Origin of the sequence: Mannheimia varigena (genome assembly GCF_013377235.1) — a bacterium.
GTDB classification, from domain to species: Bacteria; Pseudomonadota; Gammaproteobacteria; order Enterobacterales; family Pasteurellaceae; genus Mannheimia; species Mannheimia varigena.
Map to the genome: position 1 here is coordinate 1,467,724 of NZ_CP016226.1, position 24,303 is coordinate 1,492,026.

At 39.6% G+C, this 24,303-nt stretch carries 21 protein-coding genes; 19 read left to right on the top strand and 2 right to left on the bottom strand.

The annotated features are described in order from the left end of the window. Window positions 1-94 precede the first annotated feature (94 nt). The 11 genes from A6B40_RS06865 to A6B40_RS06915 all read left to right on the top strand — a co-directional run bounded on the left by A6B40_RS06865 (window position 95) and on the right by A6B40_RS06915 (window position 12,764). The gene (locus A6B40_RS06865) at window positions 95-1,030 is read left to right on the top strand and encodes a KpsF/GutQ family sugar-phosphate isomerase (RefSeq protein WP_025216386.1); all 936 of its coding nucleotides are present in this window, start codon (window positions 95-97) and stop codon (window positions 1,028-1,030) included. Between the two features lie 303 nt (window positions 1,031-1,333). Then, entirely contained in the window at window positions 1,334-3,211 is a 1,878-nt protein-coding gene (locus A6B40_RS06870; protein WP_176671938.1) for a PTS mannitol transporter subunit IICBA, read from the top strand. Window positions 3,212-3,268: 57 nt separating this feature from the next. Continuing rightward, the gene (locus A6B40_RS06875) at window positions 3,269-4,408 is read left to right on the top strand and encodes a mannitol-1-phosphate 5-dehydrogenase (RefSeq protein ID WP_176671939.1); all 1,140 of its coding nucleotides are present in this window, start codon (window positions 3,269-3,271) and stop codon (window positions 4,406-4,408) included. Window positions 4,409-4,422: 14 nt separating this feature from the next. Then, the gene (locus tag A6B40_RS06880; protein ID WP_418887709.1) at window positions 4,423-4,935 is read left to right on the top strand and encodes an MltR family transcriptional regulator; all 513 of its coding nucleotides are present in this window, start codon (window positions 4,423-4,425) and stop codon (window positions 4,933-4,935) included. 184 nt (window positions 4,936-5,119) lie between these two features. After that, on the top strand, window positions 5,120-6,985 hold the full coding sequence (locus A6B40_RS06885) for an SLC13 family permease (RefSeq protein ID WP_025247043.1): 1,866 nt from the start codon (window positions 5,120-5,122) through the stop codon (window positions 6,983-6,985). 235 nt (window positions 6,986-7,220) lie between these two features. Next, window positions 7,221-8,219, top strand: a complete 999-nt coding sequence (gene yiaK / locus A6B40_RS06890; protein WP_025247044.1) for a 3-dehydro-L-gulonate 2-dehydrogenase — start codon at window positions 7,221-7,223, stop codon at window positions 8,217-8,219. A gap of 83 nt (window positions 8,220-8,302) precedes the next feature. Continuing rightward, on the top strand, window positions 8,303-8,764 hold the full coding sequence (locus A6B40_RS06895) for a NanQ anomerase/TabA/YiaL family protein (RefSeq protein ID WP_176671940.1): 462 nt from the start codon (window positions 8,303-8,305) through the stop codon (window positions 8,762-8,764). 8 nt (window positions 8,765-8,772) lie between these two features. Next, entirely contained in the window at window positions 8,773-9,255 is a 483-nt protein-coding gene (locus tag A6B40_RS06900; protein WP_025235017.1) for a TRAP transporter small permease, read from the top strand. Next, window positions 9,252-10,529 (top strand): TRAP transporter large permease subunit, encoded by a 1,278-nt coding sequence (locus A6B40_RS06905; RefSeq protein ID WP_176671941.1) that lies wholly within the window; start codon window positions 9,252-9,254, stop codon window positions 10,527-10,529. The genes A6B40_RS06900 and A6B40_RS06905 overlap by 4 nt, the downstream gene beginning before the upstream one ends. Before the next feature lie 90 nt (window positions 10,530-10,619). Beyond that, complete coding sequence (locus tag A6B40_RS06910) at window positions 10,620-11,606, top strand: TRAP transporter substrate-binding protein (RefSeq protein WP_138317731.1); 987 nt, start codon at window positions 10,620-10,622, stop codon at window positions 11,604-11,606. A 174-nt stretch (window positions 11,607-11,780) separates the two neighbouring features. Continuing rightward, complete coding sequence (locus tag A6B40_RS06915; RefSeq protein ID WP_176671942.1) at window positions 11,781-12,764, top strand: TRAP transporter substrate-binding protein; 984 nt, start codon at window positions 11,781-11,783, stop codon at window positions 12,762-12,764. 234 nt (window positions 12,765-12,998) lie between these two features. Here the strand turns inward: A6B40_RS06915 and A6B40_RS06920 are convergent, their stop codons facing one another. After that, window positions 12,999-13,937 (bottom strand): sugar ABC transporter substrate-binding protein, encoded by a 939-nt coding sequence (locus A6B40_RS06920; protein ID WP_025216397.1) that lies wholly within the window; start codon window positions 13,935-13,937, stop codon window positions 12,999-13,001. A gap of 204 nt (window positions 13,938-14,141) precedes the next feature. Between A6B40_RS06920 and A6B40_RS06925 the strand changes: the two genes are divergently transcribed. The 6 genes from A6B40_RS06925 to A6B40_RS06950 all read left to right on the top strand — a co-directional run bounded on the left by A6B40_RS06925 (window position 14,142) and on the right by A6B40_RS06950 (window position 19,508). Further along, window positions 14,142-15,632 carry a sugar ABC transporter ATP-binding protein gene (locus A6B40_RS06925; protein WP_025216398.1) on the top strand — a complete coding sequence of 497 codons (1,491 nt, stop codon included), beginning with the start codon at window positions 14,142-14,144 and terminating at the stop codon, window positions 15,630-15,632. 8 nt (window positions 15,633-15,640) lie between these two features. After that, window positions 15,641-16,669 carry an ABC transporter permease gene (locus A6B40_RS06930; RefSeq protein ID WP_176671943.1) on the top strand — a complete coding sequence of 343 codons (1,029 nt, stop codon included), beginning with the start codon at window positions 15,641-15,643 and terminating at the stop codon, window positions 16,667-16,669. Between the two features lie 82 nt (window positions 16,670-16,751). Further along, window positions 16,752-18,212, top strand: a complete 1,461-nt coding sequence (locus tag A6B40_RS06935; protein WP_176671944.1) for an FGGY-family carbohydrate kinase — start codon at window positions 16,752-16,754, stop codon at window positions 18,210-18,212. Window positions 18,213-18,417: 205 nt separating this feature from the next. After that, window positions 18,418-18,729, top strand: a complete 312-nt coding sequence (locus A6B40_RS06940; RefSeq protein ID WP_025216401.1) for an ElaB/YgaM/YqjD family protein — start codon at window positions 18,418-18,420, stop codon at window positions 18,727-18,729. An 87-nt stretch (window positions 18,730-18,816) separates the two neighbouring features. Then, the gene (locus tag A6B40_RS06945) at window positions 18,817-19,224 is read left to right on the top strand and encodes a phage holin family protein (RefSeq protein WP_025216402.1); all 408 of its coding nucleotides are present in this window, start codon (window positions 18,817-18,819) and stop codon (window positions 19,222-19,224) included. Window positions 19,225-19,229: 5 nt separating this feature from the next. Next, entirely contained in the window at window positions 19,230-19,508 is a 279-nt protein-coding gene (locus A6B40_RS06950; RefSeq protein ID WP_025216403.1) for a hypothetical protein, read from the top strand. Window positions 19,509-19,690: 182 nt separating this feature from the next. Here the strand turns inward: A6B40_RS06950 and A6B40_RS06955 are convergent, their stop codons facing one another. Next, window positions 19,691-21,289 (bottom strand): glycerol-3-phosphate dehydrogenase/oxidase, encoded by a 1,599-nt coding sequence (locus A6B40_RS06955; RefSeq protein WP_176671945.1) that lies wholly within the window; start codon window positions 21,287-21,289, stop codon window positions 19,691-19,693. A gap of 365 nt (window positions 21,290-21,654) precedes the next feature. Between A6B40_RS06955 and glpT the strand changes: the two genes are divergently transcribed. Together glpT and glpQ are read left to right on the top strand one after the other, a co-directional pair. Beyond that, window positions 21,655-23,100: a glycerol-3-phosphate transporter gene (glpT, locus tag A6B40_RS06960; RefSeq protein ID WP_025216405.1), complete on the top strand. Its 1,446-nt coding sequence runs from the start codon at window positions 21,655-21,657 to the stop codon at window positions 23,098-23,100. Window positions 23,101-23,169: 69 nt separating this feature from the next. Continuing rightward, window positions 23,170-24,243 (top strand): glycerophosphodiester phosphodiesterase, encoded by a 1,074-nt coding sequence (gene glpQ / locus A6B40_RS06965; RefSeq protein ID WP_025216406.1) that lies wholly within the window; start codon window positions 23,170-23,172, stop codon window positions 24,241-24,243. The last annotated feature ends 60 nt before the right edge of the window (window positions 24,244-24,303 follow it).

Below are 24,303 nucleotides of genomic sequence, written 5' to 3' on the forward strand. Positions count from 1 at the left end.
TTTTTGTTTTTCAGATTAGCTTAAATTTTGAGAAATTGCTAAAATTCGCCTAATTGCAAAAAATCAGCGGATTTCGACCGCTTGTGAGGAAAAAATGAATCATTTAGACAGTGCAAAAGAGACGTTAAACCTTTATGCTCAGCAAATTATCACGCTAAATCATCGCCTCTCTGAAGAATTTAATGAAGTAGTGGAAATGATGCTGGCTTGTCAAGGGCGAGTAGTTGTAGGAGGTATAGGAAAATCAGGATTGGTGGGGAAAAAGATGGTGGCAACTTTCGCCTCAACCGGTACGCCAAGCTTTTTCTTGCATCCGACCGAAGCTTTCCATGGCGATTTAGGAATGCTCAAGCCGATTGATATGGTCATTTTAATTTCCAATAGCGGTGAAACAGATGATGTGAATAAGCTGATTCCAAGTCTGAAAAATTTTGGTAACAAAATTATTGCGATGACGGGTAACCCCTATTCCACGCTTGGGCGAAATGCGGATGTAATTTTAAATATCGGCGTAGAGCGTGAAGCTTGCTTGAACAATCTTGCTCCAACCAGTTCGACGTTGGTTACAATGGCATTAGGTGATGCGTTGGCGATTGCATTGATGAAAGCCCGTGATTTCCGCCCTGAGGATTTTGCCCGCTTCCATCCAGGCGGTAGCCTTGGTCGCCGCTTACTCAATCGAGTGCGAGATGTGATGGTGCGAAACCTGCCGATTGCTCATCTTGATACCCCATTTACGGAATGCTTATCTGTGATGAATGAAGGCAGAATGGGCGTTGCAGTCATCATGCTCGAGGGAAAATTGGAAGGGATTATTACCGATGGCGATATCCGCCGAACTTTAGCTAAATACGGTGCGGAAAGCCTAAGCAAAACCGCAGGAGAAATTATGACCCGCAATCCAAAAACTATTAATGATTCCGTATTCTTAGTTAAAGCGGAAGATTTAATGAAGGAGCTTAGAATTCACTCGCTTATTGCAGTTGATGACAACGGTAAGGTTACCGGCTTGATAGAGTTCTCGAGCTAATTTTGTAGGGATGTACTGTGTAAGCCTATTTACAAGCGGTTATTTTTTATAAAAATTTTACGAAAGAAATATATTATTAGATGTAGGTAGTGTGTACTTATGATTAAAACCAAACAAATTTTGTTTGGTTTTTTTGTGTCAAAATTAAAAATGTGATCAAGATCACATTTTAAAATTATACCTAAAAGAAATAATGTGATCTAGTTCACATTTTTGAGAGAAATATTTTTGTAACTTTTTAAAATAGTGCTATTTTGCACACGATTTATTCAATCCTGATTTTCTCTCCTTTTCGAGGTTCTTATGTCTAATTTAAAAGTGAAAGTTCAAGGCTTTGGACGCTTTCTCTCTAATATGGTGATGCCAAACATCGGTGCATTTATTGCTTGGGGTTTCATCACGGCGTTATTTATTCCAACCGGTTGGTTGCCAAACGAGACTTTTGCGAAACTCGTTGGTCCGATGATTCAATATTTGCTGCCACTGTTAATCGGCTATAGTGGCGGTAAATTAGTCGGCGGCGAGCGTGGTGCAGTTGTGGGGGCAATTACTACAATGGGTATCATCGTCGGTACTGATATTCCAATGTTCTTAGGTGCAATGATTGTTGGTCCATTAGGCGGCTGGGCAATCAAAACTTTCGATAAAGCTATTGATGGCAAAGTGAAAAGCGGTTTTGAGATGTTGGTAAACAACTTCTCGGTTGGTATTATCGGTATGATTTTAGCGATGCTTTCATTTGCGTTCATCGGTGGAGTGGTAACTCAAATCTCGGCTGCGTTAGGTGCAGGCGTAGGTGCATTGGTTGAAGCAGGTTTATTACCATTAACCTCAATCATTGTTGAACCGGCAAAAATCCTATTCTTAAACAATGCGATCAACCACGGTGTATTCACCCCACTTGGTACAGCACAAGCACAAGAAGTGGGGAAATCTATCCTGTTCTTAATCGAAGCGAATCCGGGTCCGGGTTTTGGTGTCTTACTTGCTTATATGTTCTTTGGTCGTGGTACAGCAAAACAAACTGCCGGTAGTGCGTCAATTATTCACTTCTTAGGTGGTATCCACGAAATTTACTTCCCGTATGTGTTAATGAGCCCACGTTTAATCTTAGCTGTGATCGCAGGTGGTGCAACAGGCGTTTTAACTAACTCATTATTAGGCGGCGGCTTAATCGCACCGGCTTCTCCAGGTTCTATTTTCGCAATCCTTGCGATGACTGCACCGGGTGCACATTTTGCGGTAATTGCTTCTGTTGTGGTTTCTTGTGCGGTAACTTTTGCGATTGCTTCAGTATTACTTAAAACTCAAAAAGGTGAAGTGTCATTAGAAGATGCTCAATCTCAAATGCAATCAATGAAAGCGGAGAGCAAAGGTGTTGCGGTAGCTGTGGTAAACGGCAATATCCGTAAAATCTATGTAGCGTGTGATGCTGGTATGGGCTCAAGTGCTATGGGTGCAAGTATGCTGCGTAAAAAAGTACAGGCGGCAGGCTTAAACATCGAAGTGCAAAACTTAGCGATTAATGACTTACCGCAAGATGCACAATTAGTTATTACCCATAAAGACTTAACTGCTCGTGCACAAAAACGAGTGGCTTCAGCTCAACACTTATCTTTAACCAATTTCTTAGACAGTGCGTTCTATGACAGCTTAGTAGCGAAATTAGGCGATGAAGTTGCTCCGCAAGTGGTTCAAAATTCACAAAATTTTGCAAATCCGGTTGTGGTTGAAGGAGCACAAGAAGAAGGCTTAAAACTTCAAGCATCGCAAGTGTTCTTAGGTTTAACGGCAAACAGCAAAGAAGAAGCTATCCGCTTTGCTGGTGAACAATTAATGAAAGCAGGCTTTGTGCAACCAAGTTATGTTGATGCAATGTTCGCTCGTGAACAACTGGTTTCAACTTACTTAGGTGAAGGTTTAGCCGTTCCACACGGTACAGCGGATGCGAAAGATAGCGTACTCAAAACCGGTATCGTGGTTTGCCAATACCCGAACGGTGTTCGTTTCACCGATGAAGAAGACGGTGTTGCAAAATTAGTAATAGGTATTGCAGCGAAAGGCAACGACCACATTCAGATTTTAAGTGCGATTACCAACGCTTTAGATGATGAACAAGCAATGCAAACTTTAACGCAAACTCAAAATGTAGATGAAGTATTAGCGTTATTGGCTAAATAATATTATGGGGCGACTTTCGCCCCTTTGTCTTTATATTAATTTTTCGGAGAACAAATTATGAACGCACTCCATTTCGGTGCAGGCAATATCGGACGTGGCTTTATCGGTAAATTATTAGCAGATAGCGGCGTGTTCGTTACTTTTGCTGATATTAACCAAACTCAAATTGACCAAATCAACCAAAACAAACAATATGGCGTGAAAATTGTAGGCGATGCCAGCCGTGTTGAAATGGTTAAAAATATTGCGGCGATCAATTCTAAAGATGAAGCGGCAGTTATCGAACAAGTTAAAACAGTTGATTTAATTACCACTGCCGTTGGTCCAAACGTATTAGGCTTTATTGCTCCACTTTTTGCAAAAGCATTAGTCGCTCGTGTAGAAAGCGGTAATACTCAACCATTAAACATTATTGCCTGTGAAAATATGGTGCGTGGTACAACGTTCTTTAAAGGCAAAATTTTTGAAAACTTAACTGCTGAGCAACAAGCAGAAGTGGAAAAATCAGTCGGTTTTGTGGATTCTGCGGTAGATAGAATTGTGCCACCGGCAGAGCTAAACGAAAACGATCCGCTTGAAGTAACGGTTGAAGAATTTAGTGAATGGATTGTGGATAAAACTCAATTTAAAGGCTCAATTCCAGATATTAAAGGAATGGAATTAACCGATAACCTAATGGCATTTGTGGAGCGTAAATTATTTACGCTTAACACAGGGCATTTAATTTGTGCTTATTTAGGCAAACAATCTGGTGTGCAATGGATCAAAGAAGCAATCGCAATTGATGAAATCAAAGCCCAAGTTAAAGCCACAATGGAAGAGAGCGGTGCGGTATTAATTAAACGTTATGGTTTTGATGAGGCAGCCCACGCAGCCTACATTGAAAAAATCCTCAAACGTTTCGCCAACCCATACTTAAACGATGATGTGAACCGTGTAGGTCGTGAGCCAATCCGTAAGCTCAGCCCGAATGATCGTTTAATTAAGCCACTTTCAGGCACATTAGAATATGGTTTACCACACAGCAATTTAGTGAATGGCGTGGTAATGGCGTTGCAATATCGTAATGAAGAAGACCCACAAGCGGTCGAATTAAGCCAATTTATTGCAAATCACGGTGTAGCCGCAGCAGTTGAGAAATACACAGGTTTAACCGACCAAGCGGTGATTGCGAAAGTTGTTGAGTTATATCAGTAAGCCTGGTAAACACCGTGGACTATATAGATAAACTGAGTGAGGAAGCCACGTTAAGAGGCTTTCTCGCCACCTCAAATCAACTGTTTTCCAAAGCGGTGGAACAGTTGATTGAGCGTGTATTTCGCAAAACGGATTTTGCATTAAAATCAGTAGTGGATTCCTTGTTTGAACATCAAGGTCCGCTGGCTGATCTTTCTGTTCGCTTAAAAGTTTTACTTGGATTAGGTGTGATTTCTCCCAAAGTGTTTGAAGATATTTCACTTTTTCTTGAAGTGAAGTCCCATTTAAGCGAAGAGGAAGAAGATTTCCCTTTCTCCCACCCTGCGGTGATGCAATTTGCCAAAGATTTAAACCACGTCGATTTTTTGCCGATTAACGAATTGCTGAATGTAAAAGCAACAAAAGGCAATAAAGATTCAATGCTGTTCCAAATGCAGCAAATGCGGTTAGAAAAGATTGTGCGTTCCAGTTTGATTTTGGCGGTTACCGAAATTGATGAACAGCTAAATGTGGAAAGCCCGTTATAATCGGTAAGGGCGTATGGTATGTGTCCATTTACAAGCGGTTAGATTTTGCTAAAATTTTACAAATATAAATAATAGATACACCCAATGTATTTCTATTTAAATTCCCTCTCTTTTTGATCTTCTCGACTTTTTTATTTCCCTAAAGCGGTGTAATCTATCTCTAACTATTTTGGAGGATATGACTATGCAATCGCTTCTTGCTTTCGTGCCTGATTTTTTACAGCAACCGCTCTTTTGGGTAATGGCGTTACTGGTATTTGCCATTTGGCAATTTATCCAAAACAAATTACGGATGGATGTTGTCGCCTTAATCGTAATGCTCTTTTTTAGCCTAACGGGCATTTTATCGGTAAAAGAGGTACTGGCAGGGTTAAGTGATCCAAACGTGGTGCTGATTGCTCTCCTTTTTATTGTGGGAGAAGGTTTAGTACGAACAGGGGTGGCAAACCAAGTAAGTGATTGGCTGATGCGTGTTTCGGGAGCAAGTGAAACAAAGGTATTGGTGCTATTAATGCTTTCCATCGCAGGGCTTGGATCTTTTATGAGTTCTACCGGCATTGTGGCGATTTTTATTCCTGTGGTATTAGCAATTTGTGCCGGAATGGGAATTTCCCCCCGTCGTTTAATGATGCCGTTGAGTGTTGCAGGTTTGATCAGCGGTATGATGACCCTAATTGCCACGCCTCCCAATCTTGTTGCTCATTCCGAATTAGTAAAATCGGGCTTTGAAGGCTTTAGTTTCTTTAGCTTTACGCCGATTGGCTTAATCATTTTAGTGCTAGGCATCGGCTATATGCTGGTTGCCCGCCGTTGGTTAGATAATGGTGAACAGCGTGAGGAGCTAAACTCAGCTAAACATTTTTCGATGTCTCACTTAATTGAAGAATACCAACTACGTGGCAGAGCCAAAATGCTATTAGTTGAGCCTGATTCTATCTGTGTCGGCAAAACCATTGGGCAACTAGATTTACGCATTGTGCACGGCTTGAACATTGTCGCCATTCAACGTAATAAACATTTCAGAACCATCACGATAAATGCTTCTGTAAATGAAGTGTTTCAGCCCAAAGATATTTTGTTACTCGATACCGCCTTAGACGATGAAACCTATCAACAACGCTGCGAGGAGCTTAAGCTTCGCCCGATTGAACTAAAAGGCGAGTTTTTCTCAACCCATTATCGCTCGGTAGGTATGGCGGAAATTTCAGTAATGCCTGAGGCTGAATGTATCGGCAAAACCATTCGAGAGTTAAAGTTTCGCTCAAGATATCATTTAAGTATTGTCGGTTTAAAACGGGGTGGTGAAATCATACAAGATGAATTGCTTGATACGCCGTTGAGATTTGGGGATTTGTTATTAGTAATGGGGGTTTGGCAGCAAATTCACCGAATGGATGGTGATCACCGTGATTTCTTCTTGCTAAGAGCCCCAACAGAAAGCAAAAATGCACCGCCGGCTCTAAGCCAAGCACCGCACGCTCTTTTTTCTGTATTCACAATGGTGGTACTGATGATTACAGGCATTGTACCGAATGTGATGGCGGCACTAATTGCTTGTTTGATGCTAGGTAAATTCCGCTGTGTTGATGTAAAAAGTGCCTATGATTCCATTCATATGCCAAGCATTATTTTAATTGTGGGTATGATGCCGTTTTCTATCGCCTTACAAAAAACAGGTGGGGTAGATTTAACCGTCCGCCTTTTACTTGATGTGATGCAGGGTTTAGACGTGCATTTTGTCTTGATCGTATTATTTGTTTTTACGGCAATTCTAAGTGCCTTTATTTCCAACACCGCAACGGCAATTTTGGTGATGCCGATTGCGATTGCTATCGCTAACCAATTAGGCTACTCAGCTGCTCCGTTTGCAATGATTGTAGCGGTTTCCGCTTCTGCTGCCTTTATGACACCGGTTTCCTCACCGGTAAACACAATGGTGCTTGCCCCGGCTGGTTATAAATTTGTGGATTTCGTCAAAGTCGGTGTACCGTTTACGGTGCTGGTGATGCTGGTTTCGGTATTTGTGATTCCTCTGCTTTTCCCTCTCTAATTTCTTTTAATTACAAGCGGTTATTTTTTAGTAAAAATTTACAAAAAAATGACCGCTTGTTTACCTTCTTAAAAGTGTGATCTACCTCTCAAATTTACAAAAATATTTATAACCAATTGATTTTAAATGATTTTTATATTTTTGCTTTGATTGACTTTAAACTTCCTTAAGAGTACCTTATGAAACGTAATTTTACTATTTGAAATTCTAACTTTTAGAGGTATCCAAAATGACTATTCGAGTGTCTTATGACGATTTAAAAGCTCAATTCAAACGTGTTTTACTTTCTCGCAATGTGCGTGAAGAAATTGCCGAAGAGTGTGCAACTGTTTTCGCAGACACCACCCAAGCCGGTGCGTATTCACATGGTGTAAACCGCTTCCCACGTTTTATTCAACAATTAGAAAACGGAGACATCGTGCCAGAAGCTGTGCCGACCAAAGTATTGTCATTAGGTGCAATCGAGCAGTGGGACGCTCATCAAGCCATCGGTAACTTAACCGCGAAAAAAATGATGGACAGAGCCATGGAGCTTGCCTCTGAAAACGGTATCGGCGTGGTGGCTCTTCGTAACGCAAACCACTGGATGCGTGGCGGTTCTTACGGCTGGCAAGCGGCAGAAAAAGGTTACATCGGTATCTGCTGGACGAACGCCTTAGCGGTAATGCCACCTTGGGGTGCAAAAGAGTGCCGTATCGGAACGAACCCGTTAATCATCGCAGTGCCGACAAATCCAATCACAATGGTGGATATGTCTTGCTCAATGTACTCTTACGGAATGTTAGAAGTTCACCGCTTAGCAGGTCGCCAAACTTTCGTAGATGCAGGTTTTGACGATGAAGGCAACCCAACTCGTGATCCGGCAACCGTTGAGAAAAACCGCCGCTTAATGCCAATGGGCTTCTGGAAAGGTTCAGGCTTATCTATCGTGTTAGATATGATCGCCACATTATTATCGAACGGTGAATCAACCGCTGCAGTAACAGAAGATAAAGATGACGAATACTGCGTTTCACAAGTCTATATCGCTATTGAAGTGGATCGCTTAATTGACGGAAAAACCAAAGACGAAAAACTCAACCGCATTATGGAATATGTGAAAACCGCAGAGCGTGCTGACCCGGATGTAGCTGTTCGCTTACCGGGACACGAATTTACCCAAATTCTGGCAGATAACAAAGCCAATGGTATTCCGGTGGATGACACAGTTTGGGCGAAATTGCAGGCGTTATAATTTCTGTCATTTCGTAGGGGCGAAAAATGTTTCGCCCCTACAAGCGGTGATATTTTCTGGTTTTTTGCAAAACGGAGCAATAAATGTTTTTCGGTCATATTTCAAATTACAACCCGAAGCAGTACCCAAAAGCGATTCAGTTCGCCTTGGATTATTTAAAAAATACCGATTTTGATGCGATGGAAGCCGGCGTTTATGAACTTAAAGGACGTGATATTTATGTTCAGGTGTTGGATTTAGACACTAAAGAGAAATCTGCTTATCAGCCGGAAGTGCACCAAAATTATTTAGACGTGCAGTATTTGCATAAAGGGGTAGAGTTAATGGCGGCAGCTATTGATTCTGGCAACAATCCAGTTGCAGCGGAATATAACCCTGTGCGTGATATTCAATTTTATTCATCGGTGCAAAATGAAAATGAATTCCGCTGTGAGGCAGGTAATTTTGCAGTGTTCTTCCCTGAGGATACACACCGAACAGCTATTTTTGCAGGAGAAGCAAAAATCCGCAAAGTGGTGGTAAAAATTAAAATGAGTGAAATTTGAGGTAGTTTATGAAAGCCTTTGCTCAATTAGTTGGAAAAGCATTAGAGGCATTGGTGGTAATTATTTTATCCGCTATGTCTATCTTGGTTTTCCTCAATGTCGTATTACGTTACGGCTTTAATAGCAGTATTAACGTTACAGAAGAAGTTTCACGTTATATGTTTGTATGGCTTGCTTTCTTAGGTGCAGTATTGGCGTTTAGTGAAAACCAGCACGTTAGAGTAACAATGCTGACAGACAAATTATCGCCGGTTGGTAGAAATATTTTAAGTGTGTTTACTGATTTAGCGATGTTGTTCTGCTGCTACTTAATTGTAGATGGTAGTTGGATTCAATTTAATCTTAACTTGAATAACTTTGCCCCAATTTCGGGCTTACCGCAAGGAATTACTTTCCTTGCAAGCACGGTTGCAGGTGTATTAATCGGTATCTTAATTGTTGTACGCATTGTTGCAACCATTGGCGTAATTGCGAAAGGAGAAAGTAAATGACTGTTGTAATTTTTCTTTCCGTATTACTTGGCTCGATTTTATTAGGCATTCCGGTTGCATTTGCACTTTTAGTCTGCGGCGTGGCTTTAATGCTGCACTTAGATCTGTTTGATGCTCAAATCCTTGCTCAACAAATCGTCAGTGGTGCAGACAGCTTCTCACTAATGGCGATCCCGTTCTTCATCCTTGCCGGTGAAATTATGAACGAAGGTGGTTTGTCTAAACGCATTATCGACTTACCGATGAAGTTAGTCGGCCACAAACGGGGTGGATTGGGCTTCGTGGCAATTTTAGCCGCAATGATTATGGCAAGCCTCTCGGGTTCTGCGGTGGCGGACACGGCAGCGGTGGCGGCAATGTTGTTACCGATGATGAAAACCACCGGTTATCCGATTGATAAATCTGCGGGCTTAATCGGCACGGCAGGGATTATCGCCCCGATTATTCCGCCAAGCATTCCGTTTATCGTGTTTGGTGTAGCGAGTGGTGTGTCGATTACCAAATTGTTCTTAGCCGGTATCTTCCCGGGCATTATGATGGGTATCTGCTTGGCGGCTCTCTGGTGGTGGCAAGCAAAACGTTTGGATTTAATGACCTTCTCAAAAGCAACCAAAGAAGAGTTATGTATCTCGTTTAAAAACAGTATTTGGGCGTTATTGTTACCTGTTATCATCATCGGCGGTTTCCGCTCAGGGATGTTCACCCCAACTGAGGCAGGTGCGGTTGCGACGTTCTATGCGTTGATTGTTTCACTGTTCGTTTACCGTGAAATGAAACTCAAAGACTTATACAAAGTGGTATTAGCGGCAGCAAAAACAACCGCAGTGGTAATGTTCTTGGTAGCAGCGGCAAACGTAACCGGCTGGTTAATCACGGTGGCAGAGTTACCGACAATGCTCACCGAATTACTAGAGCCGTTAATTGAAAACCCAACAACCCTATTATTGGTGATTATGCTTGCGGTATTTATTATCGGTATGGTGATGGATTTAACCCCAACCGTATTAATTCTAACCCCGGTATTGATGCCGTTAGTGGAAGAAGCAGGTATCGACCCGGTGTACTTTGGTGTGTTATTCATCTTAAACACCTCAATCGGCTTAATTACCCCACCGGTGGGCAACGTGTTAAACGTGATTACCGGTGTGTCAAAATTACCATTTGACCAAGCAGCAAAAGGTGTTTTCCCTTACTTAATGATGATGATCGCATTGTTGTTACTCTTTGTTTTCTTCCCATCATTGGTACTTGTGCCCTTGAGCTGGATGCAGTAAAAATTTAACCCACAAGCGGTGGGATTTGGTAAAAAATTTGCAAAATGTCACAGCTTGTAAACCACAATTTTTTTATCACAGGAGAACTCTATGAAACTTTTCAACTTAAAAACTTTGGCAGCGTTAGTAGCAGGTGTTGCGGTAATGAGCTCATCAGCAATGGCGGAAGTCTCATTACGTTTTGGTTACGAAGCACCACGCTCAGACAGCCAACACATCGCGGCGAAAAAATTTGATGATCTCCTTAAAGAAAAAACCAAAGGCGAAATCAAATTAAAACTTTTCCCGGACAGCACCTTAGGTAACGCACAAACGATGATCAGCGGCGTGCGTGGCGGTACGATTGATATCGAAATGTCAGGTTCACCAAACTTCACTGGTTTAGAGCCAAAATTAAACGTGATTGACATTCCGTTCATCTTCAAAGATCGTGAGCACGTTTATAAAGTGTTAGACGGTGAAATCGGTCAAGGCTTATTAAAAGATTTAGAAGCTCAAGGCTTAAAAGGCTTAGCATTCTGGGACGTTGGTTTCCGTGCGTTCTCTAACTCAAAACACGCCGTGAACAAGCCGGAAGACATCAAAGGCTTAAAAGTACGTACCAACCAAAACCCAATGTATATTCAAGCCTTCAACTTATTAGGCGGCAACCCGGTGCCAATGCCATTATCTGAGCTTTACACCGCGTTAGAAACCCGTGCAGTTGATGCCCAAGAACACCCAATCGGCATTTTCTGGTCGGCAAAATTGTTTGAAGTACAAAAACACCTAAGCTTAACCAACCACGGCTACACGCCATTAATCGTGGTAATGAACAAAGCGAAATTCGACAGCCTAAGCCCAGAGCTTCAAACTGCATTATTAGAAGCAGCGAAAGAAGCTGGTCAATTCCAACGTGATCTTAACGTGAAAAACGAAAAAGAGATCATCGAGAAATTACGCAAAGCAGGCGTAGAAGTGATCGAACAAGTGGACAATGCGCCGTTCAAAGCCGCAATCGAAGCTGACGTGCGTAAATCATTCATCGAAAAACACGGCGATGAACTATTAAAACAAGTTGATGCGTTAGCGAAATAAAAGTCAGCCTAGCACGAGTCGTGCTAGGTTTAACTATCCCAGCCCCTTTGGGGCTAGTAGAGCCACAGCGTGGCTCGGATAAAGTAACCTCACACGGCTCGTGTGAGGTACAAGCGGTCAAGTTTTGCAAAAAATTTACAAAATCACACCGCTTGTCTCTTATAGGAGAATGCTATGAAATTGACCCTAAAACCTCTTTTAGCAGTTGTCACTTCGATGACTTTGTTCAGTAGTTATGTTCAAGCTGACCAAAGGTTCCGCTTTGCTTATGAAGCTCCTCGTTCCGACACCCAACATATTGCGGCGAAAAAATTTAATGATTTATTACAAGAAAAATCGAATAAATCCATTAAATTAAGCCTGTTTCCAGACAGCACACTCGGCAACGCCCAAACGGCGATCAGCGGTGTGCGTGGCGGCACCATTGATATTGCAATGTCTAGCTCTTCTAACTTTACCGGTTTAGAACCAAAGCTGAATGTAATCGATATTCCGTTCATTTTTAAAGATCGTGAGCACGCCTACAAAGCCTTAGACGGCGAAATCGGTCAAGGCTTGCTGAAATCCCTTGAAGCCCAAGGTTTAAAAGGCTTAGCGTTCTGGGAAGTGGGTTTCCGAGCATTTTCGAACTCCAAACATCCGATCACCAAACCTGATGATATCAAAGGCTTAAAAATCCGTACTAACCAAAACCCAATGTACATTCAAGCCTTCTCAATCTTAGGGGCAAACCCGGTGCCAATGCCGTTATCTGAGCTTTATACCGCCCTTGAAACCAAAGCGGTTGATGCACAGGAACACCCAATCGGCATTTTTTGGTCGGCAAAACTTTACGAAGTGCAGAAATATTTCAGCTTTACCAACCACGGCTACACCCCGTTAATTGTGGTAATGAACAAAGCGAAATTTGATGCGTTATCGCCTGAACAACAAAAAGTGTTGATCGAAACTGCCCAAGAAGCAGGACAATACCAACGTCAGCTTAACTTAGAGAATGAGCAAAAAATCATTGATTCTCTGAAAAAAGCCGGCATTGAATTTGTTGATAACCTCGACACCACACCGTTCAAAAATGCCGTTTCTGCTGAAACCAGAAAAGCATTTATCGAGAAAAACGGCGACGGCCTTGTTAAAGCGATTGATGAATTAGCGAAGTAATAAAATGTTTTCTTCTATGAATTGAGGACTCGTTCCTACAGTGTAGTTATAGCAGAATTTATCCCTTAAATTGTAGAGTTGGTAATGATGAACAAACACTATTTACTTGCTAGAATAGCGTTTATCGTTTAACTATCAAATAATTAGGGTGTGAGATCCATTTTTATTATAATAACTAGCCTATCGGTTGATACGGCTAGTTATTAAACAACTATATCGTATAATACTGATGAATTAATAATTTTTCTTCGCTTCAGCTTGATCAATGACTACTGGGTCAATGTAATAAACTTCAGGAATATCTTGTTTATTAATTTGTTTAATTGCATGTTCAATTGCAACTGCGACTTGTTTTTTAGGTAATTGATCAATTGTATTCTGCATTTTTCCCTGTTTAACATATTCGATAGCAAGAGGAATACCATCATAACCTGTTATGAGTACTTTACCTGCTAATCCTGCATTTTCAATAGCAGTAACTGCACCAATTGCCATATTATCATTTGCTGCAAAAATACCTTGAATACTAGGGTTGGCAGTTAATATATTAGTTGTTACATTTAAAGCCTGTTCTGTCTCCCAGTTGGCGGATTGTGAAGCAACAATTTTTATATCTGGATATTCAGAGAATGCTTTTAATGCACCGGCTTTACGCTGCTCGCCATTATCTACGCCAGGAATACCTTCAAGTATAGCAACATTTCCTTTTTTTCCCATAGCTTCTGCTAAGTTTTTAGCTTCTAAATAACCGCCGTTAAAATTATCTACACCAACATAGTTAAATTTTAAGCCAGCTTTTTTGGCAGCTTCAGCATCAAGTCTTACATCTAAATCAATAATTGGGATTCCTGCTTTTTCTGCCTTTTGGAAAGCAGGTATAAAGGCAATAGAATCATTTGGTGTGACGATAATTGCATCTACTTTTTTAGCAATCATATTTTCAACTAATCCAACAAGTTGCTCTGTTGAATCTTCTTTTTCTGCTACTTGGATTGTTAAATCTACATTCATTTTTTTAGCTGCTTCTTCAGCACCTTGTTGCATAGAGATGAAGTATTCATTACTCAATGTTTTCATCAATAATGCAATTTGAGGTTTTTCTGCTGCAAAAAGAGAAGTAGAAAGAGCTAATGCACTTGTTAGAAGTGTTGCTTTGAATAGTTTAGATTTCATAATTAATCTCCAGCAAGTTTATAGTTAGAAATCATATGTAATCCTAAAATAAAATTTATTTAAAAACTGTGATTTAGTTCTCAAAATTTGAAAGTCTATAAATGGCTTTTTTATCTCTATTGGAGTTATGTGATATTGATCACAGTTTTGTTATGATTTTTATATTATTCTCAATACGATCTTTGATAAGAGGAGATAATTATTATGTCAGATATTTTACCTGTTCTATCTCTTAGAAACATTAGTAAAAGTTTCTATGGAGTAACAGTTTTAGACAAAATTGATCTTGATATATATCCAGGCGAGGTACATTGTTTAATTGGAGAAAATGGAGCAGGAAAATCTACTTTATGTAAGATTATTGCTGGTATTTATGACCCAGATAATGGTCAAATGTTTTTTCATGGTAAAATTTACTCTCCCCGTAATGTTAAAGATGGTCAGAAATATGGGATTGGTTTTATTCACCAAGAATTAATGTTAGTACCTCAACTGACTGTGTTAGAAAATATTTTCCTAGGAAAAGAACATGCGAGATTAGGTAATCGTATGGATTGGAAAATAATGAGAGAGAAAACACTAAAAATTATTAGTGAATTAGAGTTGGATATAAAGCCTGATGATTTGGTTTCCGATCTTTCTATTGCACAACAACAAATGGTTGAAATTGCAAAAGCTATTTTTAGCGAATATAAAGTATTAATTTTTGATGAGCCTACATCATCTATATCTCGTAAAAATACAGAAACGCTTTTTAAAATTATTCATCAATTGAAAGAGAAAGGCGTAGCAATGATTTATATCTCTCATCGCTTAGAAGAATTCCAATATATTTCGGATAAAGTTACGGTATTAAGAGACGGAAATATTACTGGAACTATGTCGTACAAAGAAACTTCAATAGAAGAAATTGTAAGGTTGATGGTTGGCCGTGAAATTAATTTAGGCCATTATCAGAGAAATATAGAATTTACACAGGAAAAATTACGAGTTGAAAATATTACTAATAAAAAGATTAAGGCTTCTTCATTTAAGGTTTATAAAGGAGAAATATTGGGGTTTGCAGGTTTAGTTGGTGCAGGTAGAACAGAGCTTTTAAGAGCAATCTATGGAGCAGATGATTCTAGCGGAAATATTTTTATAGATGGAGAAGAAGTTAGTATTAGCTCTCCAGAGCAAGCGGTAAAACACAAAATTGGATTTATTACAGAGGATCGTAAATTACAAGGGCTAGTGTTAGATCAAAGTATTCGGAAAAATATTACATTACCAATATTAAATCTTTTTTGGACAGGATTTAGATTAGATCAAGGAAAAGAAAAAAGTGTAGCAGAATATCAACGTGAGCGTTTAAAGATTGTCTCTAGTAATAGTGAACAATATACGCGAACTCTCTCTGGAGGAAATCAACAAAAAGTTGTAATTGCTCGTTGGCTGGAAAGTGGAGTAGATATTTTATTTTTCGATGAGCCTACAAGGGGAATAGATGTTGGAGCAAAATCTGAAATTTATGATCTGATGAGGGAGTTTACAGATAATGGTGGGACGATTGTTATGGTTTCATCGGACTTACCTGAATTAATTACAATGTCAGATAGGATTATTGTGATGAGAAATGGTGAAATTGTAGAAGAAGTTAAAGAACGTTCTAAAATTACCGAGGAGAACTTAATGAAAGCAATGATTGGTGTGTGAGGTATAAAATGGATAACTTAAAATTAATTCTTTCAAAATTAGGCATTGGTATTGCATTAATCGTAATGATTATTGGAATGTCATTTGCTTCAGATGCGTTTTTATCAGCTAATAATATTATAAATATTCTCTTACAGGTATCTGTTATATGTATCATTGCTGTCGGTATGACTTATGTTATTTTGACTGGGGGGATAGATCTTTCGGTAGGTTCTATAGTTGCACTAAGTGCTGTATGCCTAGGCCTATTTACTCATGCTGGTATTAGATGGTTAGGTGAGGATGCTTCAGATTTTGCTGTCTTAGTTGTAGTTTTACTTTCTATATTAGGCTGTGTTTTAGTCGGTGCATTATGTGGATATGTAAATGGGATTATTATTGTATATGGTAAAGTTACTTCATTTATTGCAACACTTGGAATGATGGGGATTGCTAGAGGATTAGCATTAACTTTATCAGATGGAAAAACAATTTATAATTTTCCGGATGCTTTACGTTTTTTGGGTAATGGAAGAATACTAGTTTCAGATTCATTTTCTATACCTGTTCCCGTAATTATTGCTATTTTGGTTGTGTTAGTAAGTTTTTATGTGTTAACTCAGACGATTTTTGGTCGCCAAATTTATGCTTTAGGGGGAAATCGGGAGGCTGTTCGTTTATCTGGTGTAAATGTTGATAAATTAGAAGTTAAAACATACGTAATTAATGGTTCATTGGCTGCAGTAGGTGCAGTTATTTTAGTTGGTCGCCTGAATGCAGCGCAGCCTATTGCAGGTACAGGTTACGAATTGGATGCTATTGCAGCGACTGTTATTGGAGGTACTAGTTTAATTGGTGGCTTTGGTTCAGTTATAGGAACTTCAGTAGGAGCCTTAATTATGGGGGTATTGCAAAATGGTTTGACCTTATTAGATGTAACCTCTTATCTACAGCGCTTAATTATTGGTGTTGTTATTATTCTAGCTGTATTTTTAGATCAAGTTAGACGAGGTAAAGTATCTATAGGGCGATTAAAACGTATTTTCTTTAAAGAATAATTCAAAAAAATGTAATTATTGATGTAAGCTGTTGTTTAGAGTAAATATATCGCTGATTAAATTTAGAGTAAGGAGGAATTAAATGAACTACACCCTCGGTATTGACTGCGGCGGCACCTTTATTAAAGCCGCTCTTTTTGACCAACAAGGCAATATTCAAGCACTTCATCGTGAAAACGTATCGGTTATCAGTGAAACCGCAGGCTATGCGGAGCGTGATATGCAGCAGCTCTGGCAGGTGTGCGCGGCAGTGGTGCGTGCGACCATTGAGAAAAGTGGAGTGAGCCCGTCAGATATCAAGGGCGTAGGCATTTCCGCCCAAGGTAAGGGGGCGTTTTTATTAGATAAAAACAATCAGCCGTTGGGGAGGGCGATTTTATCTTCCGACCAGCGTTCATTGGAGATTGTTAAGCAGTGGCAGGCAGACGGCATTCCGCAAAAACTCTACCCGATTACCCGCCAAACGCTTTGGACTGGGCATCCGGTTTCCATTCTGAAATGGGTACAGCAAAATGAACCGCAGCGTTATGAACAAATCGGCTCGGTGCTGATGTCGCACGACTATCTGCGTTTTTGCTTAACCGGCGAGCTGCATTGCGAAGAGAGCAATATTTCCGAGAGCAATCTCTACAATATGGCGACTGGCGAATACGATCAGCAATTAGCCGATTTGCTTGGAATGCCTGATGTGTTGGAAAAATTACCGCCGGTAATTGAGCCGAATAAAGTGGCTGGTTTTGTCACGGAAGAGGCGGCGAAGCTGTCAGGCTTGGCGGTGGGCACACCAGTGGTTGGCGGTTTGTTTGATGTGGTTTCTACCGCTCGCTGTGTGAACCTAGACGATGAAAGCAAGCTCAACGTGGTGCTAGGAACTTGGTCGGTGGTGAGCGGTATTACTGATTATCTTGACCCAAACCAAGAGCTGCCGTTTGTTTACGGACGTTATGCGGAAGCGGGGAAATTTATTGTGCACGAAGCCAGCCCGACTTCGGCAGGCAACTTGGAATGGTTCGTAAAACAGTGGAGCAATTTGAGCTATCAAGAGATCAACGAAGGTATCGCTGCATTGCCGTCGGCTCAAAGTTCGGTGCTGTTTGTGCCGTTCCTTTACGGCTCAAACGCAGGCTTAGGAATGCAAGCGAGCTTCTACGGAATGCAGTCTTACCACACGCAAATGCACTTGCTGCAAGCGATTTACGAGGGTGTATTGTTTAGCTTGATGACGCACCTAAATCGTATGTTTATCCGCTTCCCGAAAACCAATGTGTTGCGTGTGACCGGCGGCCCGGTGAAGTCAAAAGTGTGGATGCAAATGTTGGCGGATTTAACCGGAATGCGATTAGAAGTGCCACAAGTGGAAGAAACCGGCTGTTTGGGAGCAGCAATGATGGCGATGCAAGGTGTGGGTTTAGAGATCAGCCAAGTACACGCTCTAAATGCTGAAATGCAGGTGTTTGAGCCGAATGCAGAAAATTATGCCGCTTATCAGGCAAAATATCAGCGTTATCAAAAGTTGACAGAAGCCCTCAAAGCAATGCTTTAAAAGCATTAAGTATTTTTACAAGCGGCCATATTTGGTAAAAAATTTGCAAATTATAACCGCTTGTTGTTTATTTAATTTCAAAATTAAATTAAATAAAGTTGAAAAATAAAGATTGACATTAGTGTATAGGGTCTGTATTTTAAATAGTGAAACATAAATGAATTATGTTTTAAATGTCATATTAACTAAGATAAGGAGAGTAATTATGGCTAAGAGTTTAGATGCAAAACGTGAAGAATTAACGAATGAAATTCGTGAAATCTTAAAAAATGCAGAAGAATTATTTAATGAAACATCAGATTCATCTACAGAAGAATATAAAAAATTAAAACATAAATTATCTGAACAGTTTGATGATGTTAAATATCGTTTCGCTACATTAAAAGATGATACTATTGATAGCGCTAAAAATGTTGCAAAACAAACAGATACCTTAGTACATGATAATCCATATAAAGCAATTACCGTAGCTGGTGTGGTTGGGTTGTTATTAGGTGTTTTAGTTGCTAGAAGATAATAATTTTTCTTTAATTAAAATATTTTAATTAAATAATTAAGCCACGCCTATTTGGTGTGGCTTATTGTTTAATACAAGGAATGTAATATGTTAGATAATATTAAATCTGGATTTAGGAATAGCCTTGTTACTTTATTAGAGATAATTCAAGTTCGTGGTGAAATGGCAAGGTTAGAAATTAATGAGCAAAAAAATCAATTAGTTTCTGTTTTGGTTTTGGCGCTATTAGTTTTTATATTTTTATTATTTTCATTTGTTAGTTTATTATTTGCTTTAGACAATTATTTGTTACCTGAATATAAAGTAGTGGCGTTTTTTACTATTTCAGGCATAAGTTTAGTATTGGTATTGCTCTTTGTTTGGGGAATTATAGCCTCATTGAAAAAGCAAACCAGTTTTATGCAAAGTACGTTAGATGAGCTAAAACTAGATATCGCCGCATTTAAAAGTGCCTTAACTTTTAAAGATAATTTTAAGGATAATAATGGGGAGTAATTAAAATGGAAGATTTAAAACTAACCGAGAAAGAATTGTTAATAATGAAAGGCAATGCTCTGAGAATGCGTTTTAAAGCGGAAACTAAGAAAACTAAAAATGATATTGTTCAGCCGTTTAAACAAGCAAGAAATACAGGTTTATCGCTTATTTCATCGCCAGTTGCGACTACAGCGGTATTAGAGTTTATGTTGAAAAAATTTCTGAAAACCAAAGGGGTTGGTTATTCGGCGTTAGGATTAGTTGCATTATTTTTATTAAAGCAGAAGCAAAATAGAAGATAATCATCCTCCAGCAATAAGCGGTCGAAATTATTGAAAAATTTACTAATTGATGTTTGCATTTCATATCATTGTTAAATCAATATTTAAACGAAAATGTTTTTGTAAGATTTTTATCATTTTTGACCGCTTATATATATTAAAAAGCCACCTTTTAAAGGTGGCTTTTAATTTATACCCAAAGATTAAGCAATTAATTGTGGTTGGTAATCAACCAATAAATAATGTTTAGCAACATCAAGGAATTGAGCTACTTGCTGTTGTTGCCACATTTCATCTTTACCCATTTCTTTCGCCATAATAGCAGCTACTTTGGCAGCACTGTCAATAGCTGCTCTCGCATCGGTAAAGAGTAAGCGAACACGGCGAGCTAACACATCTTCCACTGTTTGTGCCATCTCGTTACGAACTGCCCAAATTACTTCAGCTACGGTGTAATCCAATCTTGGGTGGATTTTTTCTGCATATTCAGGGTAAGCAGTCATTAATCCACGCAATTCTGGAATGTCTGAACCGTAAACATAGAGATGGTCTTGCAGATTTACTAGCTCTGCTGGAATGTTTCCGTGAATAGATAAATCTACTGTTCGGCAAGGTTTATTACCTAATTGTGGGTGAACTTTTAATGCCTCTTCAACCGTATCTTCTGCCATTTGGCGATAGGTTGTCCATTTGCCACCTGTGATAGTAACTAAGCCGCTGGTTGGGTCGGTTAAGACTTTATGGCTACGAGAAACCTCTTTCGTGCTTTGACCTTCTTTTTCAGGTGCAGCAAGTGGGCGTTGTCCTGCAAATACTGCTTTTACATTATCACGAGTTGGTTTTCTTGTCAGATACTGCCCCGCAGTAGTTAAAATAAAGTTTACCTCTTGTTCTAATGGAATTGGTTCATAAGATGGATGTTCGATTAGCGTATCTGTTGTGCCTACTACTAAAACTTCGTGCCAAGGCACAGCAAATAGAACACGTCCGTCTGAGGTTTTAGGGATCATCAAAGCATCATTACTTGGTAAGAATGATTTATCTAGCACTAAGTGAATCCCTTGACTTGGCACAACGAATTTTTTCGGGCTACCGTGATCCATGCTTAAAATATCATTCATAAATACGCCGGTTGCATTAATTACTGCTGTACCGAATACCGTATGTTCTTGCTGATTTAGCTCATCGTAGAACGTGACACCATCAATTTTCCCCTGTGGCGTTTTGTGTAATGACGTTACTTTAGCGTAGTTCAGCACTGTACCGCCTTGTTCTACTACTGTTTGTGCCATATTTACGGCTAAACGAGCATCATCAAATTGTCCATCTTGATAAACAGTACCGGCACGTAAGCCTAAATCGTTTAACGTTGGTAAGCGTCTTTTGGCTTCAGCTTTATCAATATTTTGGGTTTTACCTAAACTGAGATTGCCTGAGAGCATATCGTACATTCCTAAACCAACGCGGTACATTAAACAATCTTTAAGGGTGTAGTTTGGAATAATGAAACTTTGGTTTTTAAAGAGGTGAGCCGCATTTTTAGCTAAGCGACCACGTTCACGCAATGCTTCTCTCACTAATGCCACATCACCGTTTGCTAAATAGCGAACACCACCATGCACTAATTTAGTACTGCGGCTTGATGTCCCTTTAGCGAAGTCGTGGCTTTCTAGTAATAAGGTTTTATAACCACGAGAGGCAGTATCTATTGCAATCCCTAAACCACTAGCACCACCACCAATAATGATAAAATCCCATTTTTGTGTTTGTTGCACTTGAGCGAGTTGTTGATTTCTTTGCATTTTTTGCTCCTTTTGTTCGATGCTGATTGCTCGAATTTGAACTTAATTTAAACTTTATTAGCATAAACGAAAATAAAATGAGTTCAAATAGATTTGTTTAAAAATCAGATCTATATCACAAAATTATTGAATTTAAATCGTAGTTTACTGCTTTTTTAGTCGTGTAAAACAGCTTTTTTATAAGTAGTTAGATTAGATACACAAGAATAAAATGCGTATTTTCGAAAATTTAAAATGATTTAAAGTGAAAATTTTGTGAAATAAATCACACTTTTGCAAAAAATAACTTTGTCATTTGTTATTTTCAGATATTATTGACCGACCTAAGAATAGGTATTACTTAATAATTATATTGGAGAATAAAAATGTTTGGTCCATTTAAACCCGCTCCGCATATTGCGGAATTGCCGGCGGACAAAGTTGATGCAAGATACAAATTCTTGCGTTGGCAAGTGTTTGCAGGGATCTTCTTTGGTTATGCGGCGTACTATTTTGTGCGTGCAAACTTCGACTTGGCACAAAAAGGCTTGATTGAAGCTGGTCTTTATAACAAAGCGGAACTTGGTATTATCGGTACCGGTGCAGGCTTAGCGTACGGTTTATCAAAATTTGTGATGGCGTGGATGTCTGACCGTTCAAATCCGAAAGTATTCTTACCATTTGGTTTATTACTTTCCGGTTTATGTATGACTATGATGGGCTTAATGCCGTGGGCAACTTCAGGCATTGCGGTGATGTTCGTGATGATCTTCTTAAACGGTTGGTTCCAAGGTATGGGTTGGCCACCGTGTGGACGTACAATGGTGCACTGGTGGTCTAAATCTGAACGCGGTACTATCGTGTCTATTTGGAACTGTGCTCACAACGTAGGTGGTATGGTACCGGGCTTGATGGTAATTCTTGCCGGTGCAATTTTCTACAATACCTACGGCGTGGAAGCAACAGCGAAAGATATTTGGCAACAAGCCTTATACTATCCGGGTATTGCAGCAATGATTGCGGCGATTCCAATCTATTTTATGATGAAAGATACCCCACAATCTTGCGGTTTACCACCGGTTGAAAAATGGCGTAATGACTACCCAGATGATTACGATGAGAAAAAATCTGAAACTGAGTTAACTACCAAAGAAATTTTGTTCACTTATGTGTTGAAAAATAAACTATTGTGGTACATCGCAATTGCTAACGTATTCGTTTACTTAATCCGTTATGGTGTATTGAAATGGTCACCGGTGTATTTGGGGGAAGTGAAACACTTCAACATCAAAGGTACAGCGTCTGCGTATATTATCTATGAACTGGCGGCAATCCCAGGAACATTACTCTGTGGTTGGGTATCCGACAAAATCTTCAAAGGTAAACGTGGCTTAACCGGTTTCGTGTTTATGATTTTAACGACAGCTGCGGTTGTTGCATTATGGTTGAACCCAGCCACACCTGAGGCAGAGCTAGCTCAATATGCTGGTAAAGCGTGGTATGAAAATCCATATCAGTTAATGGACTTCATCTTAATGACTACTATCGGTTTCTTAATTTACGGACCGGTAATGCTCATCGGTTTACATGCCCTTGAATTAGCACCGAAAAAAGCAGCTGGTACATCAGCAGGTTTTACCGGTTTATTCGGTTACTTAGGTGGTACAGTGTCTGCGTCTGCGGTAGTTGGTTGGGCAGCTCATGAATTTGGCTGGGACGGTGGCTTCTATGTGATGATCGCAGGTGGCGTGTTAGCTGTGTTACTGATGTTTATCGTGATGATTGAAGAAGGTAAACATAAAGCTAAATTAGGCGATCACTATGGTAAATAATCGTTAATTCATTCACAAAAGGAAGAGCATATTGTTCTTCCTTTATTTTTACAACAATGAGGTAATTCTATGAAATTTAAATTAAAAACATTAATTGCAGCGTTAGCATTATCAGCAGCGACATTGAGTGCTTATGCACAACAATCGGATAAGTTAGTTATTGCTCATCGTGGTGCAAGTGGTTATTTACCTGAGCATACTTTAGAGTCTAAGGCACTTGCATTCGGGCAACAAGCAGACTATTTAGAGCAAGATCTTGCAATGACGAAAGATAACCACATTATTGTGATCCACGACCACTTCTTAGATGGCTTAACCGATGTAGCGAAAAAATTCCCGGAACGTAAGCGTGAAGATGGACGTTACTATGTAGCAGATTTCACCTTAGAAGAAATTCGCACACTTGAAATGACTGAAAACTTCAAAATGGAAGATGGCAAACAGGTTCAAGTTTACCCAAAACGTTTCCCTCTCTGGCAGTCTAACTTTAAAATTCATACGTTTGAAGAAGAAATTGAGTTTATTCAAGGCTTAGAAAAATCAACAGGTAAAAAAATCGGCATTTATCCAGAAATTAAAGCCCCTTGGTTACACCATAAAGAAGGTAAAGACATTGCATTAGAAACCTTAAAAGTGCTGAAAAAATATGGCTACGATAAAAAATCATCGCCAGTTTATCTACAAACTTTTGATTTCAATGAGTTAAAACGCATTAAAACTGAATTACTTCCTCAGCTTGGTATGGATGTGAAATTAGTGCAGTTAGTTGCTTACACCGACTGGCACGAAACCGAAGAGAAAGATAAAGACGGTAAGTGGGTTAATTACGACTACGATTGGATGTTCAAAGATGGTGCAATGGCGGAAGTTGCGAAATATGCAGATGGCGTAGGTCCGGGCTGGTATATGTTAGTTGACGATAAAAACTCAAAAGTAGGAGATATTAAATATACTCCGCTTGTAAAAGAGTTAGCTAAACATAAGTTAGAAGTTCACCCTTACACTGTGCGTAAAGATGCGCTAGCTCCATTTTTTGAAAACGTAGATCAGATGTATGATGCACTATTGAATAAAGCAGGAGCAACGGGCGTATTTACCGACTTCCCTGATACTGCCGTTGAGTTCTTGAAAAAACAGAAATAATTAACGCTGTTTGAATAGCAAGCGGTCTGATTGGTAAATTTTTTTGCAAATCAGACCGCT

Bases quoted from the DNA above. Each gene is read 5' to 3' on its own strand.
- A6B40_RS06935 (WP_176671944.1), top strand. From the start codon at position 16,752: ATGAACTACACCCTCGGTATTGACTGCGGCGGCACCTTTATTAAAGCC.
- A6B40_RS06940 (WP_025216401.1), top strand. From the start codon at position 18,418: ATGGCTAAGAGTTTAGATGCAAAACGTGAAGAATTAACGAATGAAATT.
- A6B40_RS06915 (WP_176671942.1), top strand. From the start codon at position 11,781: ATGAAATTGACCCTAAAACCTCTTTTAGCAGTTGTCACTTCGATGACT.
- A6B40_RS06900 (WP_025235017.1), top strand. From the start codon at position 8,773: ATGAAAGCCTTTGCTCAATTAGTTGGAAAAGCATTAGAGGCATTGGTG.
- A6B40_RS06905 (WP_176671941.1), top strand. From the start codon at position 9,252: ATGACTGTTGTAATTTTTCTTTCCGTATTACTTGGCTCGATTTTATTA.
- A6B40_RS06885 (WP_025247043.1), top strand. From the start codon at position 5,120: ATGCAATCGCTTCTTGCTTTCGTGCCTGATTTTTTACAGCAACCGCTC.
- A6B40_RS06955 (WP_176671945.1), bottom strand. From the start codon at position 21,289: ATGCAAAGAAATCAACAACTCGCTCAAGTGCAACAAACACAAAAATGG.
- A6B40_RS06870 (WP_176671938.1), top strand. From the start codon at position 1,334: ATGTCTAATTTAAAAGTGAAAGTTCAAGGCTTTGGACGCTTTCTCTCT.
- glpT (WP_025216405.1), top strand. From the start codon at position 21,655: ATGTTTGGTCCATTTAAACCCGCTCCGCATATTGCGGAATTGCCGGCG.
- A6B40_RS06875 (WP_176671939.1), top strand. From the start codon at position 3,269: ATGAACGCACTCCATTTCGGTGCAGGCAATATCGGACGTGGCTTTATC.
- A6B40_RS06910 (WP_138317731.1), top strand. From the start codon at position 10,620: ATGAAACTTTTCAACTTAAAAACTTTGGCAGCGTTAGTAGCAGGTGTT.
- A6B40_RS06865 (WP_025216386.1), top strand. From the start codon at position 95: ATGAATCATTTAGACAGTGCAAAAGAGACGTTAAACCTTTATGCTCAG.
- A6B40_RS06950 (WP_025216403.1), top strand. From the start codon at position 19,230: ATGGAAGATTTAAAACTAACCGAGAAAGAATTGTTAATAATGAAAGGC.
- A6B40_RS06920 (WP_025216397.1), bottom strand. From the start codon at position 13,937: ATGAAATCTAAACTATTCAAAGCAACACTTCTAACAAGTGCATTAGCT.
- A6B40_RS06925 (WP_025216398.1), top strand. From the start codon at position 14,142: ATGTCAGATATTTTACCTGTTCTATCTCTTAGAAACATTAGTAAAAGT.
- glpQ (WP_025216406.1), top strand. From the start codon at position 23,170: ATGAAATTTAAATTAAAAACATTAATTGCAGCGTTAGCATTATCAGCA.
- A6B40_RS06945 (WP_025216402.1), top strand. From the start codon at position 18,817: ATGTTAGATAATATTAAATCTGGATTTAGGAATAGCCTTGTTACTTTA.
- A6B40_RS06895 (WP_176671940.1), top strand. From the start codon at position 8,303: ATGTTTTTCGGTCATATTTCAAATTACAACCCGAAGCAGTACCCAAAA.
- A6B40_RS06930 (WP_176671943.1), top strand. From the start codon at position 15,641: ATGGATAACTTAAAATTAATTCTTTCAAAATTAGGCATTGGTATTGCA.